Here is an 18,307-nt window from a genome sequence, read left to right as displayed (position 1 = left end):
AGATATAATTGTCTTTATTTCAAATTTAAAAACAACTATGAACAACAGGTTACTCCAAATTGCATTTTTAGTTTTAACTACACTACTCTTTTTTTCTTGTAAAAACAAGGAAGTTTTTGAGGAAAAGTCGGCTGACTTGTCACTCAATGCCTATGTTAATCCCTTTGTAGGGACATCGGGCTTTGGTAACGTATATCCGGGTACTCAATTACCTTTTGGCGGCATACAGATCAGTCCCGATACAGATAGAGATTACTACGATGCAGCATCGGGTTATAAATATAATCACATGACAATATTGGGATTCAGTCTTACTCATTTGAGTGGAACAGGTATTCCCGATCTTGGTGACTTCTTATTCATACCGGGAACAGGTACTAAGAAATTTGAGCCGGGAACTCATGATAAACCCGACGATGGCTATCGTTCGCGTTATAGCCACGATCAAGAATGGGCATCACCTAACTACTATGGTGTAGACTTATTGGACTATGGCGTAAAAGCCGAAATGACATCAGGTGAACACTCCGGTATCTTTAAATTTACATTCCCTAAGACAGACAGTGCTTTTGTGATGATTGATCTTGAGCATGTGTTGATGTTTAAAACAACATGGTCTCAAGTGAGAATAGAAAATGATTCGACTATTTGCGGTTTCAAACTGGTGAATGGTTGGGGTCCGGAGCGCTATGTCTATTTTGCAGCGACTTTCTCTAAACCGTTCCTCAATTCAGGTATTATGCAAGATGGCAAACCTGTAATTTATAATACAAAACGTTTCCGTAGCGACCGTGTAGCTTATGGCACTAAACTGATGGCATGGATGGATTTCGATGCTAAAGATGGTGCAGAAATAGAAGTTAAAGTCGCTATTTCGTCTACTGGAACAGCGGGGGCTTTCGGGAATATGAAAGAACTGAAAAATGAAAACTTCGGTACACTAAAAGAAAAAGGAGAACTGGCATGGGCTAAAGAGCTGAGTAAGTTCAAGGTGAAGGGCACTAAAGAGCAAATGGAAACTTTCTATACATCTGTTTACCATGCTTCGCTTCATCCGTTTATTTACGAAGATTTAGATAAAAAATACAGAGGTCACGATTCAAATATTCATACTTCTGAAAATTTTACAAATTATACTGTGTTTTCTCTTTGGGATACATATAGAGCTCATCACCCTTTACTTAATCTGATTAATCCGTCTCGTAATGCCGATATGATTAATTCGATGCTGGCACATTACGATCAAAGTGTGGAAAGTATGTTGCCTATCTGGTCGTTCTATGGAAATGAGACATGGTGCATGATTGGCTACCATGCCGTATCTGTTATTGCTGATGCTATTGTTAAAGATATACAAGGCTTTAACTACGAGCGTGCTTACGAAGCAATGAAAACGACAGCCATGAATCCTAATTATGACCGTTTACCCGAATATAGAACAATAGGATGGGTACCTTTCGATAAAGAGCCTGAATCCGTATCGAAAACCTTGGAATATGCTTACGACGATTATTGTATCGCCATGGCAGCTAAAAAACTGGGAAAAGAAGATGATTATAATTATTTCCTGAATCGTGCGTTATCATATCAGAATATTATAGATCCCGAATCTAAATTTATGCGCGGTCGCGATTCTGAAGGCAACTGGCGTACACCATTCGACCCGATTGCTTACACAGGACCGGGATCGATACATGGCTGGGGAGATATTACCGAAGGATTTACATATCAATATACATGGTATGTGCCGCAAGATGTTCAGGGATACATCAACGAAATGGGTGGCAATCAGATTTTTACACAGCGTTTAGATTCGATGTTTACGATGGTGCTTCCCGAAGATATTCCGGGTGCTCACGATATTCAAGGGCGCATAGGTGCTTACTGGCATGGTAATGAGCCTTGTCATCAGATTCTTTATTTGTACAATTACGTGAAACAACCGTGGAAAGGTCAGGAGAAGATTCGTTATGTATTAGATAACTTATACGGAAATACTCCCGAATCGTTGAGTGGTAATGACGATTGCGGACAAATGTCGGCTTGGTATATTTTCAACTCGATGGGCTTCTATCCTACATGTCCGTCAAGCAATATATATGCTATCGGATCGCCGGGCTTGGAATCAGTAGAAATGACGTTGGAAAACGGTAATAAAGTACTAATGACAACTGAGAATTACAGTAAAGAAAACGTGTATATCCAAGCGATGTATCTTAATGGAAAAGAATATAATAAAACATATATCACATATAACGATATAAGAAACGGAGCAGAGATTAAATTCGTGTTGGGCAATAAGCCAAACGAATCATGGGGTACTGCGGATGATTCTGTGGCTCCTTCTATCTCCGAACCCGGTAAGACTAAGTTGTATGTGAAAAACAAATAACAGACATAGTGTCACCATTAATCCGGAGCCTTTATTTATTGAAGGTTATGGTCTCTGAATCTCTTTTTAGTGATTTAGAAAAATAGGAGGAGAAAGAATGAAAATAGTATTAGATTACAACAGCCCTGTTCCTTTATATATTCAGATTGAGAATCAGATAAGAAAGGAAATTTTGAAACCCGAGTATAAGAGTGGAAAAATGCTTCCTAACGAAGTCGATCTGTCTCAACAGCTTGGCATTTCGCGAAGTACATTGCGTCAGGCTATCAATAAATTGGTCTATGATGGTTTGTTGATTAGAAAGAAGGGGGTTGGAACAGTAGTTGCCAATACGGCTATTACTTCTAATGCTAATAATTGGCTTAGTTTTTCGCAGGAGATGAAGATGATGGGTCTTGAGGTGAAAAATTACGATCTGCATGTCAGCTGGATTCATCCTGATGAAGATCTATGCAATTTTTTTCATATTACTGGTGAAACTAAGGTTATGAAGCTTGAACGTTTGAGAGGTAGCCTGGATAATCCATTTGTTTACTTTGTTTCTTATTTCAATCCTCGCATCGGATTAAAAGAAACTGAGGATTTTTCGAGAATGCTTTATGATATACTCAAAGAATACAATGTCATAGCCAAGCTCTCGAAAGAACAGGTGAGCGCTATGCTTGCCGACCGCTTTCTTGCCGATAAATTAGGATTGAAACAAGGCGAGCCTATCTTGAAAAGGAAACGTTTCGTTTACGATCCGGGAGGTCGGGCAGTAGAATGGAATGTTGGTTATTATCGTGCCGACAGTTTCGTTTATACAGTGGAATCCGAGAGGAAGGAATAAATAGGCCTAAAAAATATAAAGAAGAACTTGCTAAGAAATGGTTAAGTTCTTCTTTTATTTTATTGAGTTACCCGAATAATTGTAATTTTGTCGATTCTTATTGTGGGCAATATTCAACAATAAGTGCACTTTTAGTGTTTACAATTAGCTGTTACAACTAAAGTAGGTATTTACTTATTAAATTAATAATTAGGTCTGTGACCTCAAAATCCAAAAATGGAAGAGAAAAAACATTATTCAGGACTTACGGATGCTCAGGTAAAAGAGAGCAGGGAAAAATATGGAGTGAATCTCCTTACACCACCAAAGAAAGAACCCTTATGGAAGCTTTTCTTGGAAAAATTCAAAGACCCGATTATACGTGTGCTGCTTATAGCCGCATTTCTTTCTTTGGGTATATCTTTTATTCATAATGAATATGCCGAAACAGTAGGGATATTCTGTGCTATCCTTTTGGCTACAGGTGTTGCCTTTTGGTTCGAACGCGATGCAAGCAAAAAATTCGATGTTCTCAACCAAGTGAATGACGAAGAACTCGTGATGCTGATGCGTAACGGCAATGTATGTCAGGTTCCGAAGAAAGATGTTGTAGTAGGCGATATTGTATTGCTCGAAATAGGGAATGAAGTCGCTGCCGATGGTGAACTGCTTGAGGCTGTTTCACTTCAGATAGACGAGTCTTGCCTGACCGGAGAGTTGAGCATTGATAAAACAACAAATCCCGATCATTTCGAAGAAGGTGTTACCTATCCTTCTAATTGGGTGCTGAGAGGCACTAAAGCCATTAATGGGCATGGAATCTTTCGAGTAACAAAAGTAGGTGATGCAACCGAGTTTGGAAAAGTAGCAGAGAAATCTACGGAGAAGGTCGAAGGTCAGACACCATTGAATAAGCAATTGGAAAAACTGGCTCAATTTATCGGAGTAATAGGTTTGTCATTAGCGATGCTAACTTTTTCTGTTCTTTTTATAAAAAATATAATCTTAGACACTGAGAAAGTTCTGACATTTACCCAGTTGTCACTGTTGGGTGCTGCTATTATGGGTGCTGTTATAGCACTGTCTAAAGTATGGGTACCTATTGTATACGATGCATTCGAATTAGCAGGTAAAAAGAAAGCATTACCTAAAAGTATAGAAAAAGGAGGCTGGTTGAGATGGATAGCTTTAGGCTTTCTGTCTTTCGGTATAGTTGCTGCTATTAGTTATCTTTTTGGAGTGAACCCTCTTGACTCTACTTCTTGGGTTGATACTGACGTCGCAGGTGAAATCCTTCAATACTTTATGATTGCCGTTACTCTGGTCGTAGTAGCTGTACCCGAAGGTCTGCCGATGAGTGTTACACTGAGTCTGGCGCTTAGTATGCGCAGAATGCTGAAGATGAATAATCTGGTGCGTAAAATGCATGCGTGCGAAACAATGGGAGCAGCAACGGTTATCTGTACCGATAAAACGGGAACTCTTACACAGAATCAGATGCAGGTTTATAATACGAACTTTTATGGATTAAAAGATCAAATATTGACAGATGATGTTGCCAGTAAATTAGTTGTCGAAAATATGTCTGCCAATTCTACTGCGTATCTCGATTATTCTGTTGCTCATAAAGTAACCGCTCTGGGTAATCCTACCGAAGGTGCTTTATTGCTATGGCTGAACAGCAATAAGATTAAGTATACGAATATACGTGATAAAGTAGATGTAATAGATCAATTGCCGTTTTCTACCGAACGTAAGTATATGGCAACTTATGCTAATTCTCCGTTTCTAAAGAAAAAAATACTTTATGTGAAAGGTGCACCCGAAGTTATTTTAGCTAAGAGTGAAACTGTATTAACGGAAGAAGGGCAAGTTTCTATGGATGGCTACGTTGATGCGGTAAATGAGCAGTTGCTTCAATATCAGAATCAGGCAATGCGTACTTTGGGCTTTGCTTATAAGGTAGTGGAGGATAATGGAAATAGCACCGTTGATGAGCTTATCGGAGACGATCTTGTCTTCTTAGGTATTGCAGCTATCTCAGACCCAGTTCGTTCGGATGTGCCTGAGGCTGTAGATCGTTGCTTGAATGCAGGTATTGCAGTGAAGATCGTAACAGGCGATACATATGGTACAGCCAAAGAGATAGGTCGTCAGATCGGTATATGGCAAGACGAATCGGATACTGACCTGAATATAATAGCCGGTATTGATTTTGAAGCTTTATCAGACGAAGAGGCTTATGATCGGGTAAAAGATTTAAAGATAATGTGTCGTGCTCGTCCTACAGATAAGCAACGATTGGTGAATCTCTTGAAAAAAAGGGGAGAAGTTGTAGCTGTTACCGGTGATGGAACAAATGATGCGCCAGCCCTTAATTATGCCGATGTCGGGCTATCTATGGGTTCGGGTACATCGGTAGCAAAAGAAGCGAGTGATATTACGTTGTTGGACGACTCGTTTAGTAGTATTGCTACTGCTGTGATGTGGGGGCGTTCGCTTTATCAGAATATTCAGCGTTTCATCTTGTTCCAGTTGACAATAAATGTAGCTGCTCTGTTGATTGTTTTTCTTGGCTCTATATTCGGTCATGATCTGCCATTAACCGTTACACAGATGCTTTGGGTAAATTTGATAATGGATACTTTTGCCGCAGGAGCATTAGCTTCATTACCTCCTGATCCTAATGTAATGAATGTGAAGCCGCGTAAGAATAGCGATTTTATTGTTACACCGCCAATTGCAAAACGCATATTTATAGTAGGTATATTGTTTGTCGTTTTACTATTGAGTATGATGTATTATTTTGCAACACCCGAGCATTTGAATACAGTATTTCATTATATAGCTCCGGAGGATAGAGAGCGTTATTTCTTATCGTATTTCTTTACCGTATTCGTGTTGCTTCAATTCTGGAATATGTTTAATGCCAAGGCGTATGCTACAGGCAAATCGGCTTTAGCCGGAATGAATAAAAGCTTGGGCTTTGAATTGGTTGCATTAATCATACTTATAGGGCAAATTCTTATTGTGACATTCGGTGGCGATGTGTTCCGTACAATGCCACTAACAATACAGGATTGGCTGATAATAATAGGAGGAACGTCTTTTGTTTTATGGATAGGCGAAATCGTAAGATTGATCCAAAAGAAATGATTGCTACGAATATAATAAGAAAGAGCCGCTGGAATTCCAGCGGCTCTTTCTTATTTATCGCGATAATTCATTGATCATTGTCTTCGCTTTGTTGAGCATATCAACATAGGGTTCTTTAGGTTCTATTGTATTGAATTTTGCAACCTCGGTGTTGAGTTTATCCAATTTACTTAATGATTCTGCCGTATTAGCTTTCTCAAGGTCTTGTCGTAACATACGAATCTTTTCAAAATCCTGTATGCCTTCTATCAGACGTTCGAAACGAATAGAACTACGGGCATCAGGATATACTATATATGTATCACCTCCGGGCCATGTTCTGAAGCGTGAATCTGTTAATGGATTTTCCACCCACGAATTATATGCCCAGCGCAGAAAGCCGTCGTAGTCGGCTGCAATAGCGTACCAGCTAATGTAGACAGCCTCCGCAGGGTCGGAACATGTAAATACATTCGGGAATTTGTCAGAGCAGCATACATAGTAAGTAGTTATAAGCCCTTTTTCTCTGCGCATAGTTATATCGGCAGAATCGACTTTTGCTCCTGCGGCTACACACATATCTTTGATGAACGGATATTTTTTATAACTCTGATGGTTATCAGCTAATGATATGCCCAATTCGGGAGATACTTTTTGTAGAAGTTCTACTGTAGCCTTCATCGATTCGGGAGAGCGCTCGTCCATAGCTATATTTGTTATTTCTAACCAATTCTTATCTTTCAGGTGTTTTGTGAAATCGGTTAAGAATGGAGTCCACATGTCGACAAATATTTTTGTGCCGGGATCAGCTTTTACATCTATTACCTTTCCAGAGGCAGCATCAGTATAGTGAATCTCGTTATTCCAAGGAATCATCGAATAACAGTTTATCATCTTATTAATTCCTATATCCATCATCATTTGTACCCACCTATCAAATATAGTATAGTCGTAAGACCATGTTCCATCTGCATTTTTAGTCCATGTAATCATATCTGCATAAGGGTCGAAACATTGATTATTCCAAGGTTCTTTATTTATATTTGCAGTAATCACTTTTTGACCTGCATCAGCGAGCATTTTCATCAGAGGTTTTAACGCTTCGAAATGTTCGTCACTCCACACTTTCAGATTCTGAACACGTGCTACCGCTGACGGATGTTGCCACAAATCCAAATGATAAGCCCATTCGGATGGTGTAGGCAGCGTGCGGTCTTGTACTTCAAGGCTGATTTCAAATTCTTGTGTTTTCTGATCTCTGGCATAGACCTTCAGTTTACCTGTGTATATTCCTGCTTTAGCGGACTGAGGAATACTTACAGTGAGCCATACAGGGCGTGCAGTCTTCGCATCTATGTTGAAGCATTCAAGATTATCGAGCATGTCAGCAGTCAGTGATGCCGGAAAATCTTCAGGTTTACGATAACCACAGCCGGGCTCAAATATATCTGTCATTACATAACGTACAAACCGGGCTTGTGCTATATTGGAAAGAACTGTTCCGTCTGATGATTTAAAGTCGCCGAACTCGCATTCTACCTGTTGTATATTTTCGGCACTCCATAGCAACAGTTGGCCGGAGAGCTTTTCGCCTTTCCATCCTGTCAGTTTGCACGATTGATTTTTTTCGGGTTGCGGCATCACCGATTTAGGATATTTTGTGTCTATGCTAACAAAAGAAGCATTCAGTCCGGGGAGTGATTGACTCCAGTCTGATAGTGTGTCGGATGTCGGATCTGCCATTTCGGCGAATGTCTCGCAAGTCTTTAATGGTCTTTTCTGTTCACAGCTTGTCAGTACTCCACAAAAGATGGTCAGGGCGATAAGGCTCCTTACCAAAGTCAGGTAATTTTTCATAGTTATAAAATATTGGTTTTATAGTGTGTCTTTGTATGCTATATCTCAATAAATAAAAGAATATATTTAATGTCACATCTTGACATTATAACTACCACTCATTGTTATATCCGGATGGACAAATAAATAAGTCTGTGGCCTTAAAAGGTTATAAATGTAGTGAATAGTCGTTGTTTAAAAAAGTATTACACCGCCATATTAATTCGTTTCAAATTATTATTGTTATTTCTCTTACTTTTAATTATTTTTTCACCTATTCATGTGCTTGGATTCGCTAAAAATATGTATTTTTGCATGCAATAAAATTTAAAAGCTCTTTTTATGTCTTTTATTGCAGATAAAGTCGTTATGGACGGATTGACATTCGATGATGTATTGTTAATCCCCGCTTATTCAGAAGTTCTTCCCCGCGAAGTGGATTTATCCACAAATTTCTCACGCAATATCAAATTAAATATTCCAATCGTTTCGGCAGCTATGGACACTGTTACCGAGGCTAAGTTGGCTATTGCTATTGCGCGTGAAGGAGGTATTGGTGTTATCCACAAAAATATGCCGATAGAAGAACAGGCCAGACAGGTTCGATTTGTGAAACGTGCCGAAAATGGTATGATTTCAAATCCTGTAAGTATCCTTCGTGATAAAACAGTCGGTGAGGCTTTAGCCTTGATGGCCGAATATAAAATCGGAGGTATACCTGTTGTCGACAAAGATAATGTTCTGGTTGGTATTGTGACGAACCGCGACCTGCGTTTCCGTCGTAATATGAATGAGTTGATCGATGATGTGATGACGAAGGAAAATCTTATTACTACCCGTCAATCTACAGATCTCGAATCGGCGGCAGACACACTTCAGCACTACAAGATTGAAAAGCTTCCTGTTGTAGATGGAGACTATAAGCTTGTAGGGTTAGTTACCTATAAAGATATTACAAAAGCTAAAGATAAACCATTTGCATGCAAAGATGCACAAGGTCGCCTACGTGTGGCTGCAGGTGTTGGTGTAACTCACGATACAATGATCAGAGTTGCTGCTTTGGTAGAAGCGGGAGTTGATGCAATTGTGATAGATACGGCTCACGGGCATTCGCATGGTGTAGTCGAAATGCTGAAAAAAGTAAAGCAACAATATTCGGATATCGATGTAGTGGTGGGTAATGTTGCTACCGGCGAAGCGGCTAAATATCTTGCAGATGCAGGTGCAGACGGTGTGAAAGTGGGTATCGGGCCCGGTTCTATTTGTACTACACGCGTTGTCGCAGGCGTTGGTGTTCCTCAGTTGACTGCTATTTACGATGTGGCAAAAGCATTGAAAGGTACAGGAGTTCCTTTGATAGCCGATGGTGGATTGCGTTATTCGGGGGATATTGTAAAAGCATTGGCAGCAGGAGGATCATCGGTGATGATGGGTTCATTGTTGGCAGGAGTAGAAGAGTCTCCGGGCGAAACTATCATTTTCAATGGACGTAAGTTTAAATCATATCGTGGTATGGGTTCCTTAGAAGCTATGGAAAAAGGATCCAAAGACCGTTATTTCCAAGATATGGAAGCCGATATTAAAAAGCTCGTTCCCGAAGGTATTGCAGCTCGTGTTCCATTTAAAGGAACATTGTTCGAAGTTGTTTATCAAATGGTCGGTGGATTACGTGCCGGTATGGGGTATTGTGGTGCTAAAGATATAGAAGCATTGCACAGTGCCAAATTTACACGTATAACTAATGCCGGAGTGGCTGAAAGTCATCCTCATGATGTATCTATAACAAGCGAGGCTCCTAACTACAGTAGGGGAGAGTAAGCTTTTCGGATAAAATATATCTTAAAACTCTGCATACATGGATAAAATGTGTGCAGAGTTTTTTATTTTACAATATTTTAAAACTTTACCAACCTATATTTCTTGTATCTTTGCCCATTGGGTACCAGTCATTAATAATAGTGCTACTCATCGAACAAACTAAACAGGTATAAGGCTTTGAATAAAATGAAACAAAAGTTGTTTTTATCACTCATTCTAGTATTTATTAGCTTGAATAGTTCTGCGCAACAGAATGATCCGGTTGCTATTACTATAAATGGTAAACCTATTTATAAATCCGAAGTCGAGCGATCGTATTATAACAGCCTTCAAAGAGAACAAGAGAGTTTGGAGTCGTATCTTGATTCCTTTATTGATTTTAGACTTAATGTTGAGGAGGCTAAGGCTCAAAAATTAGATACAACTGCGAGTTATAAACGCGATTATTCTTCTTACAGAATACAATTGTCGGGCTCTTATTTAAGAGATACTGTGACAGAAGGTAGAGTTGTGAGGATGATTTATGATCGGCTGCTTGAAGATGTTGAAATAAATCATGTGCTGTTGCCATTTGATAAACAAAATATATTTCCTGCTGATACACTTGCTCTATATAATGAAGCTGTAAACCTTAGAAATAAATTGCTCAAGAACGGATTTTCGGGTGATGGTCTCATAGATAATACAAAGACGACAAGTATTGTAATGGATAGAGTAGCGCAAAACGGTTACTTGGGTTGGGTTACACCCTTTACAATGCCCATGCCTGTTGAGGATGCAATCTATTCGCTACCTGTTGGCGAAATAAGTATGCCTATCCGTTCGAACAGGGGATATCATATAATACAGGTTTTGGGTAAGCGACCTGCACGAGGAAAGGTTTCTCTTGAGCAGGTGGCGTTCAATTTCTCTCATATACCTCCCACAAAACAGCAGATAGATAGTGTGGGTAAGGTTGTAGATAAAGTATATAAAACATTAAAAACATCATCAGATTTTGATAAATTATGTCAGGCATACAATGATGTAAATCAAACAGGAATATCTGATTGTGATTTTGGAGCCTACGATTTAAATGCACAACTACCATCCAGTTTTATTACTGCAGCATTCGCTGTGGAGAATGTCGGTGATATGAGCAAACCGGTAATGACAGATTATGGTTATCATATAATACGGTTGAAAGATAAAATATCGATACCCCCATTGTCTGTGGTTGAAAAAGGACTTCGGCATAAAATAATGTATGGAGAAAGATCTGAATATTATACACAGATGTGGCAAAAACGACAGGCAGAAAAATATAACTTAGTAGTTAACACATCTGCATATAATAAGTTGGATGCTATTGCAAATAGATTTGAACCCCTTGACCCATTATTCATTCGTGAAATAACAAATCAGGATGAACTTCTTTTTACAATAGAAGGAGATAGAAAATATACGGTTGCCGATTTTGCGGAATATCTCGCATCTAAAATTGGCGTAGAGGAGGCTAAGAAGGATTTGGAATTGGATATGATCCAAACAATGCAGTTCGTAAACTTTAATCTCTCTACCGATAAGTTAAAAGACTTATTCGGTGTGTATTCATCTTTGGCTGTTTCTGCGTATGCTGATTCTATATTGGACGAACGATCTCCTGAATTTGCTAATTTAATGACTGATTATTCAGATGGACTTTTATTATTTGGAGTGAAAAATCGCAATATTTGGGAAAAGTCGGAAACAGACGAAATCGGCTTGGCTAAGTATTTCAATGAACATAAAGCAAAATATAAATGGGATGCCGCTAAGTATAAGGGTTTAGTCGTTTACTGTAAAGACGAATCAGTCTTGAATCAAGTGAAAATTTTAGCTGGCAAATATAAAAATACAGGTGAACTGGCACAGAAAATTAGCGCTACATTAAATACCGATTCGGTAGTTGCTCTGCTAGAACCCGGTTTGTGGGCTAAGGGAGACAATCCATTTGTCGATAATAAAGCGTTCGGGGATGTAGAACCTACCTTGCGTAAAGGTTATCCATTCTTTATTGTGGTGGGAAAGAAAATTAATTCGCCCGAAACATTCGAAGATGTTAGGAATCTGGTCGAATCAGATTATCAAGTTCTATTGGAATCGAAGTGGAATACGTATCTTCGTGGAAAATATAAGGTAGATATCGATCAATCTGTTTTAAAAACAATAAGATGACTAAAAACAGAATTTATATAACAATAATATTCATTTTCTTTATTGCCTACTCTTGTAAGCAGTCGGGTATAGGAGATGTCGATGCCAGTAAGCAACCTATTGTGACTGTTCAAAACAATACATTGTATAAGGCCGATCTCGACGATGCCTTACCTAAAAAACTATCGGCAGAGGATAGTGCAGCTACAGCACAGGCGTATATCAAGACATGGGTTAATGATCAGTTGATGTATGATAAGGCTAAGCAAAATATTCTGAATAAAGCAACAATAGATGAGCTGGTAGAAGATTATCGCAAATCACTGATAACAAATTCTTATCAGGAACAATTGTTCAAGGAGCGCTTTTCCAGAATAAGTTCCGATAGCGAGCTGAAAGCTTACTATGAGGAAAATAAAGAAATGTTCAAACTTGAAGGTAGTATAATAAAAGGCCTCTATCTTAAGATACCTGCGGGGTCGCCTCAGTTGAATAATTTTAAGAAATGGTATAAACAAACAACAGATGCAGCTATCGAAAATATCGAAAAAAATACATTGCAAAATGCTGTGAATTATGAGTATTTTTACGATAGATGGGTTAGTTTCGACGATGTTATGGATAATATACCTCTTCTTGTTACTGATAGGGACCAATTTCTTAAAACAAATAAAAGTATTGAGGTCAGTGATTCTTCTTTTGTATACTTGCTCAATATCAAAGAATATAAGTTAACAGGAAGTGAAGCTCCTTACGAATATATAAAGGGACAATTGTCGGATATATTCAAAGAAAAAAGGCGTGCCAGCTATTTGGAAGAAATACAAAAAGATTTGTATGATAAAGCGATATCGAATAATGAAATAAAGTTTTATGACAAATAGACTATAACTTCTTTTTTATCGTTAAGAGAAAAGTAATACATTATCACTATATTTACGCGATTTTAATAAACAGATGAAATGATAAAAAGTGCCGGAAAACTAATTATTCTAACTATATTGTTGAGTGTGAGCTTTGTAGCTAAGGCTCAGGATAATGTTATCGATCAAATAATTTGGGTAGTAGGAGATGAAGCCATCCTGAAATCGGATGTAGAGAAAGCCCGTATGGAAATGCAAGCCCGTGGGGAGCGTATCGAAGGAGATCCTTACTGCTTGATACCAGAACAGTTAGCTGTTCAAAAATTGTTTTTAGATCAGGCGAAAGCCGATAGTATAGAGGCACCTCCATCTGAAATAGCAAGAAGTGTAACACGTTATGAAAATAATGTAATTGCAAACTTAGGTTCAAAAGAAAAAGCCGAAGAATATTTGGGATCACCTATGACCGAATTACGGGAAGAGTGGCGCGAGCAGATTAGAAATAACTATTTGGTGCAGGAAGCACAGAAAAATATAATAGGTAAAAAGAATACACTGACTCCATCGGAGGTTCGTAGGTATTATAGCCAACTCTCGCAAGATAGTCTGCCCTATGTGCCAACAACTGTGGAGGCACAGATTATTACATTTGAACCGAAGATTCCTTTGACCGAAACGGATAAGATAAAAGAACGGTTAAGAGAATTCACAAATCGTATCAACTCAGGTGAAACAAGTTTTGCCACTATGGCGATTATGTACTCCGATGATAAAGGTTCCGCACCGGCAGGTGGTGAACTAGGTTTTATGGGACGTGCACAGTTATTGACCGAGTTTTCTAATGTTGCATTCTCACTTAATGACCCTAAGAAAATATCAAATATTGTTGAAACTGAATATGGATTTCACATTATTCAGCTAATAGAACGTAGAGGAGACAGAGCTAACTTCCGTCATATTTTGCTTCGCCCTCAAGTTCCGGCTGCAGATATGGAAAAAACAATGGCTGTAATGGACACGCTGGCTACAGAAATCAGAAGTAATAAGTATTCTTTTGACGAAGCGGCTTCACTTTCTTCCGATAAGGAAACTCGTAAGAATAATGGTCTGATGGTAAACCGTAAACAGGAAAGTTCAAACTATGGAACACCTCGTTTTACGATGGAAGAACTTCCTGCCGAAGTAGGTAAAGTAGTTAATACAATGAAAGTCGGTGAAATTTCGGCACCTTTTAAAATGACACAGGATAATGGTAAAGATGTTGTTGCAATTGTTAAATTGAAAGAAAAAGTAGAGGGTCATATTGCGAATGTCTCGGACGATTACCAATCTTTAAAAGGAATAGTAGAAGATAAGAAACAGCAAGAAATATTGAAGAAATGGATGCAGGCTAAAATCAAAGGAACGTATGTATCTATTGATAAGGATTGGGTGAACTGTGATTTTCAATATGAAGGGTGGATTAAATAATAAGAGATTAAATTATAAACGATTAGGTGTTTAATCAATTTATACAATACATAAAGCAAAGGCATAGAATACCGCTGGTCAGTATACTATGCCTGCTTGCTATTTATGCCTCTGCTCAAACGCTGTTTTATTCGGGGGTAGATTATTCTGTGACGCAAGTACCTCAGAAGCCACAAAGCCCTCAGAAGAAAGAGCCGGCAAAAGCAGCACCTAAACTTATCAAGTTAGAGTCTGCCGAGTCTGTGACTAAAGCACAAGGTTTCGATTATCAGGTGCTGATCGATAGTGTTGTTTTCTATCATGACGGTGCATATCTGTATTGCGATAGTGCTCATTATGATGAGAAATTAAATTCTTTCGAAGCATTCAGTAATGTTCGAATGGAACAAGGGGATACAATATTTCTGTATGGTAATTATATGTATTATGACGGAAATACAAAGTTGGTTATGGTACGCGAGAATGTTCGTCTCGAAAATGTGCCTCAAAATGTAACTCTCTTTACAGATAGTCTGAACTATGATCGTTTACAGAATTTAGGTTATTACTTTGATGGTGGAATGCTTGTGGATTCGCTTAACGAATTGACTTCTTATTGGGGGCAATACGAACCCGATTTGAAAATGGCTACTTTTATCGATAGTGTAATATTGCTAAATCCTAATTTCAAGCTCTATTCGGATACATTGAAATATAATACAGGAACTAAGATTGCAACTATATTGAGTCCATCTACTATCTTATCCGATAGTGGAACCATATATACAAGCAGAGGCTGGTATAACACAGTGACTGATAAATCTATGTTGCTTAACCAGTCTACGGTCGTGAATAAAGAGGGTAATCAGTATCTACGAGGCGACTCTATTTTCTACAATAAAGCCGAAGGTTATGGTGAAGTGTTTGGTAATATGTTTCTGCAAGACACTACGAAACATTTTATCCTTAGGGGACATTATGGGTTCTATAACGAACGTACCAATTATGCAATGGCTACCGACTCGGCCTTTGCCATCGACTATTCTCAAGGAGATAGTCTGTATATACATGCCGATACATTGAAGCTTATCACTGTGAGCGAGATGAAGCTAAGGGAGACACCTATTGATTCGACCCTTGCTCCTTCTGTAAAAGCAGATTCAATACAAACAGATTCTGTTAATACCGATCTCATAAAAATGGATTCTATCCATACAGATATGCAACCGGCTTTCGATAGCATATCTCCCGATTCGACAGCTTTAGCTCGTCGTTTGCCTTCTCTTCCTCCTCGCGTGCCAGACAAATCTGATTCTATAAAAGTAGATTATAGGGAGATAAAGGCATATCATGGAGTTCGTTTCTATCGGTCTGATATGCAGGGTGTTTGTGATTCTATGCAATTCAATTCGAAAGACTCGGTATTATACCTCTATCGGGATCCTGTATTATGGAATGAGCAAAATCAACTGTCGGGCGATACGATTGTTGTGTATATGAATGATAGTACGATAGACTATATTCATGTGAAAAGATATAGTTTTTCGATCGAAAAGAAAGATTCTCTAAATTATAATCAATTGAAAGGACGTTCTCTCAAAGCATTTTTCGAAGGGAAAAAGCTTAGGCGTATATTTGTAGAGGGAAATGCAGAGTCCATATTTTATCCACAGGAAAAAGATGGTGCTATGATTGGGCTCAACTGGCTCGAGGGTAGTTATCTTGAAATTTTCATGAATGATGGAAAGATGGAGAAATTGAAAGTCTGGCCTACGCCGGTCGGGAAAATGACTCCATTAGAGATGGTTGCGTCAGATCAGCGGCGACTCAAAGATTTCTACTGGTACGACTATCTGCGGCCTTTAGATAAAGACGATATATTCAGAAAAGTATCTAAGAAAGCAACTGATGTGCGACCGAAGCGGTCGGCTGTTTTCGATAGGGAAGAATAATTGAGAAGTATCTCTTCTCATTCAAATTAAAATACCCACATGAGCGATATAATACATCTTTTACCCGATTCTATAGCCAATCAGATTGCTGCAGGAGAGGTTATTCAGCGACCGGCTTCCGTTGTGAAAGAGTTGGTCGAGAATTCTATTGATGCAGGAGCTGATAGTATACAACTTATTATTAAAGATGCAGGGCGTACTCTCATTCAGGTAATAGATAATGGAAAGGGAATGTCGGGAACTGATGCCCGTATGGCTTTCGAGCGCCATGCTACTTCTAAAATTAGAGTGGCAGATGATTTGTTTGCTCTTCGTACCATGGGTTTTCGTGGAGAAGCACTTCCTTCTATTGCCGCAATTGCTCAAGTTGAACTAAGAACTAAGCAAAAGGACGATGAGGTTGGTACTTTACTGCAAATATCGGGATCGAAAGTAGAATTGCAGGAGACTGTAGCTTGCTCTTCGGGTAGTAATTTATCTGTAAAGAATATTTTTTTTAATGTTCCTGCCCGTCGTAAGTTTTTAAAGTCGAACGATACGGAACGAAGGAATATCCTCACGGAATTGGAGCGTATTGTCCTTGTTCATCCCGATATAGAATTCTCTTTTGTAGATAACGATGTGGAAATGCTTCGCTATCCTGCTTGTGGTCTACGTCAGCGGATTGTTAATGTAATAGGAAAGAATTTTAATCAGCAGCTGATCTCAATTGATGTTGATACCACATTAGCTAAAATATATGGATTTATCGGTAAACCCGAATCGGCTCGAAAAACCCGTGCTTTACAATATTTCTTTGTTAATGGGCGATATATGCGTCATCCATATTTTAATAAGGCTGTGACTAATGCCTTCGATCCGTTAATTCCATCGGGAGAGAATCCCAATTATTTCATATATCTTGAAGTAGATCCAAGTACTATCGATGTAAATATACATCCTACCAAGACCGAAATTAAATTCGAAAATGAACAGCCTATCTGGCAAATACTATCTGCAGCTGTAAAAGAAGCATTGGGTAAGTTCAATGAAGTTCCTACTATCGATTTCGATACGGATGGGGCTATCGATATTCCGATCCATGACCCGTCTAAGTTTGTGGAGCAACCACGTGTAAATGTAAATCCATCTTATAATCCATTTAAATCGCCATCGTCGGGTGGGGGTAGTGGATACAAGCGTCCGAATCTGGATTGGGAGAAGTTTTATGAAGGTTTTGAGAAAGAATCAGAAGTTGATTCTGTACTGCCTGGTACTACAAGCGATTTATTTCAACCAGAGTCTAAGGAGATAACCGGAAACGAGATTCTGCAAGAAATGGTAGTGCATTATCAATACAAGAACAGATATATTCTTACATCTGTCAAATCGGGATTAATGCTTATCGATCAGCATAGGGCACATATTCGCATATTGTTCGATCAATTTCTGAATCAGATTCAACAGAAAAAAGGTATATCACAGCGGACACTGTTTCCTGAGATAATAGAGCTGTCACCATCCGAAGCAGCAATGATTCCTTATCTGATGGATGATCTTGAAGCTGTAGGATTCGATTTAAGCCATTTAGGGAATAACGCCTATGCAATTAACGGTGTTCCATCTGAAATTACGAATGTGGACGCTGTGCAGCTTGTTCATGGCATGATATCCAAGAGTGTGGATAGCGGCAGTGATGTGAAAGACGAAATACGCGAAACACTAGCTCTTTCGATGGCAAATGCCGCGGCTATTCCATATGGTCATAGAATGGAGGGTGAAGAAATGGGTAAAATAGTAGACCATTTATTTGCCTCTCCTGCGCATAAGCATACGCCTGATGGGCGAACAATAATTTCTATGTTAGAAGATGCTACTATCGATAAAATGTTTCGATAGT

General features: G+C 38.8%; 10 protein-coding genes. 9 read left to right on the top strand and 1 reads right to left on the bottom strand.

All coding sequences use genetic code 11. The features are described 5' to 3' along the window. Window positions 1–37: 37 nt before the first annotated feature. The 3 genes from G7Y57_RS14340 (at window position 38) to G7Y57_RS14330 (ending at window position 6,356) form a co-directional block, all read left to right on the top strand. On the top strand, window positions 38–2,392 hold the full coding sequence (locus G7Y57_RS14340) for a GH92 family glycosyl hydrolase (RefSeq protein ID WP_165025570.1): 2,355 nt from the start codon (window positions 38–40) through the stop codon (window positions 2,390–2,392). Window positions 2,393–2,495: 103 nt separating this feature from the next. Then, entirely contained in the window at window positions 2,496–3,221 is a 726-nt protein-coding gene (locus G7Y57_RS14335) for a GntR family transcriptional regulator (RefSeq protein WP_370457668.1), read from the top strand. 216 nt (window positions 3,222–3,437) lie between these two features. Beyond that, on the top strand, window positions 3,438–6,356 hold the full coding sequence (locus G7Y57_RS14330) for a cation-translocating P-type ATPase (protein ID WP_165025564.1): 2,919 nt from the start codon (window positions 3,438–3,440) through the stop codon (window positions 6,354–6,356). Between the two features lie 54 nt (window positions 6,357–6,410). Here the strand turns inward: G7Y57_RS14330 and G7Y57_RS14325 are convergent, their stop codons facing one another. After that, window positions 6,411–8,192 carry a DUF4091 domain-containing protein gene (locus G7Y57_RS14325; RefSeq protein ID WP_255491468.1) on the bottom strand — a complete coding sequence of 594 codons (1,782 nt, stop codon included), beginning with the start codon at window positions 8,190–8,192 and terminating at the stop codon, window positions 6,411–6,413. A 321-nt stretch (window positions 8,193–8,513) separates the two neighbouring features. Here G7Y57_RS14325 and guaB point away from each other — a divergent pair, with 321 nt between their 5' ends. The 6 genes from guaB (at window position 8,514) to mutL (ending at window position 18,306) form a co-directional block, all read left to right on the top strand. Beyond that, complete coding sequence (guaB, locus tag G7Y57_RS14320; protein ID WP_165025562.1) at window positions 8,514–9,989, top strand: IMP dehydrogenase; 1,476 nt, start codon at window positions 8,514–8,516, stop codon at window positions 9,987–9,989. A gap of 186 nt (window positions 9,990–10,175) precedes the next feature. Next, window positions 10,176–12,185: a peptidylprolyl isomerase gene (locus G7Y57_RS14315; RefSeq protein WP_165025541.1), complete on the top strand. Its 2,010-nt coding sequence runs from the start codon at window positions 10,176–10,178 to the stop codon at window positions 12,183–12,185. Further along, complete coding sequence (locus G7Y57_RS14310; RefSeq protein WP_165025538.1) at window positions 12,182–13,048, top strand: peptidyl-prolyl cis-trans isomerase; 867 nt, start codon at window positions 12,182–12,184, stop codon at window positions 13,046–13,048. Before G7Y57_RS14315 ends, G7Y57_RS14310 begins: the two co-directional genes overlap by 4 nt. A gap of 78 nt (window positions 13,049–13,126) precedes the next feature. Continuing rightward, on the top strand, window positions 13,127–14,497 hold the full coding sequence (locus G7Y57_RS14305) for a peptidylprolyl isomerase (protein ID WP_165025535.1): 1,371 nt from the start codon (window positions 13,127–13,129) through the stop codon (window positions 14,495–14,497). Between the two features lie 149 nt (window positions 14,498–14,646). Next, window positions 14,647–16,428 (top strand): OstA-like protein, encoded by a 1,782-nt coding sequence (locus G7Y57_RS14300; protein WP_255491471.1) that lies wholly within the window; start codon window positions 14,647–14,649, stop codon window positions 16,426–16,428. A gap of 39 nt (window positions 16,429–16,467) precedes the next feature. After that, a complete protein-coding gene (gene mutL, locus G7Y57_RS14295) occupies window positions 16,468–18,306 on the top strand; it encodes a DNA mismatch repair endonuclease MutL (RefSeq protein WP_165025533.1) in 1,839 nt (612 codons plus the stop codon). Window position 18,307: the final 1 nt, after the last annotated feature.

The sequence above is a fragment of the Dysgonomonas sp. ZJ279 genome, assembly GCF_011039205.1.
GTDB lineage: Bacteria > Bacteroidota > Bacteroidia > Bacteroidales > Dysgonomonadaceae > Dysgonomonas.
This window is presented reverse-complemented; position numbering and strand designations above follow the sequence as displayed.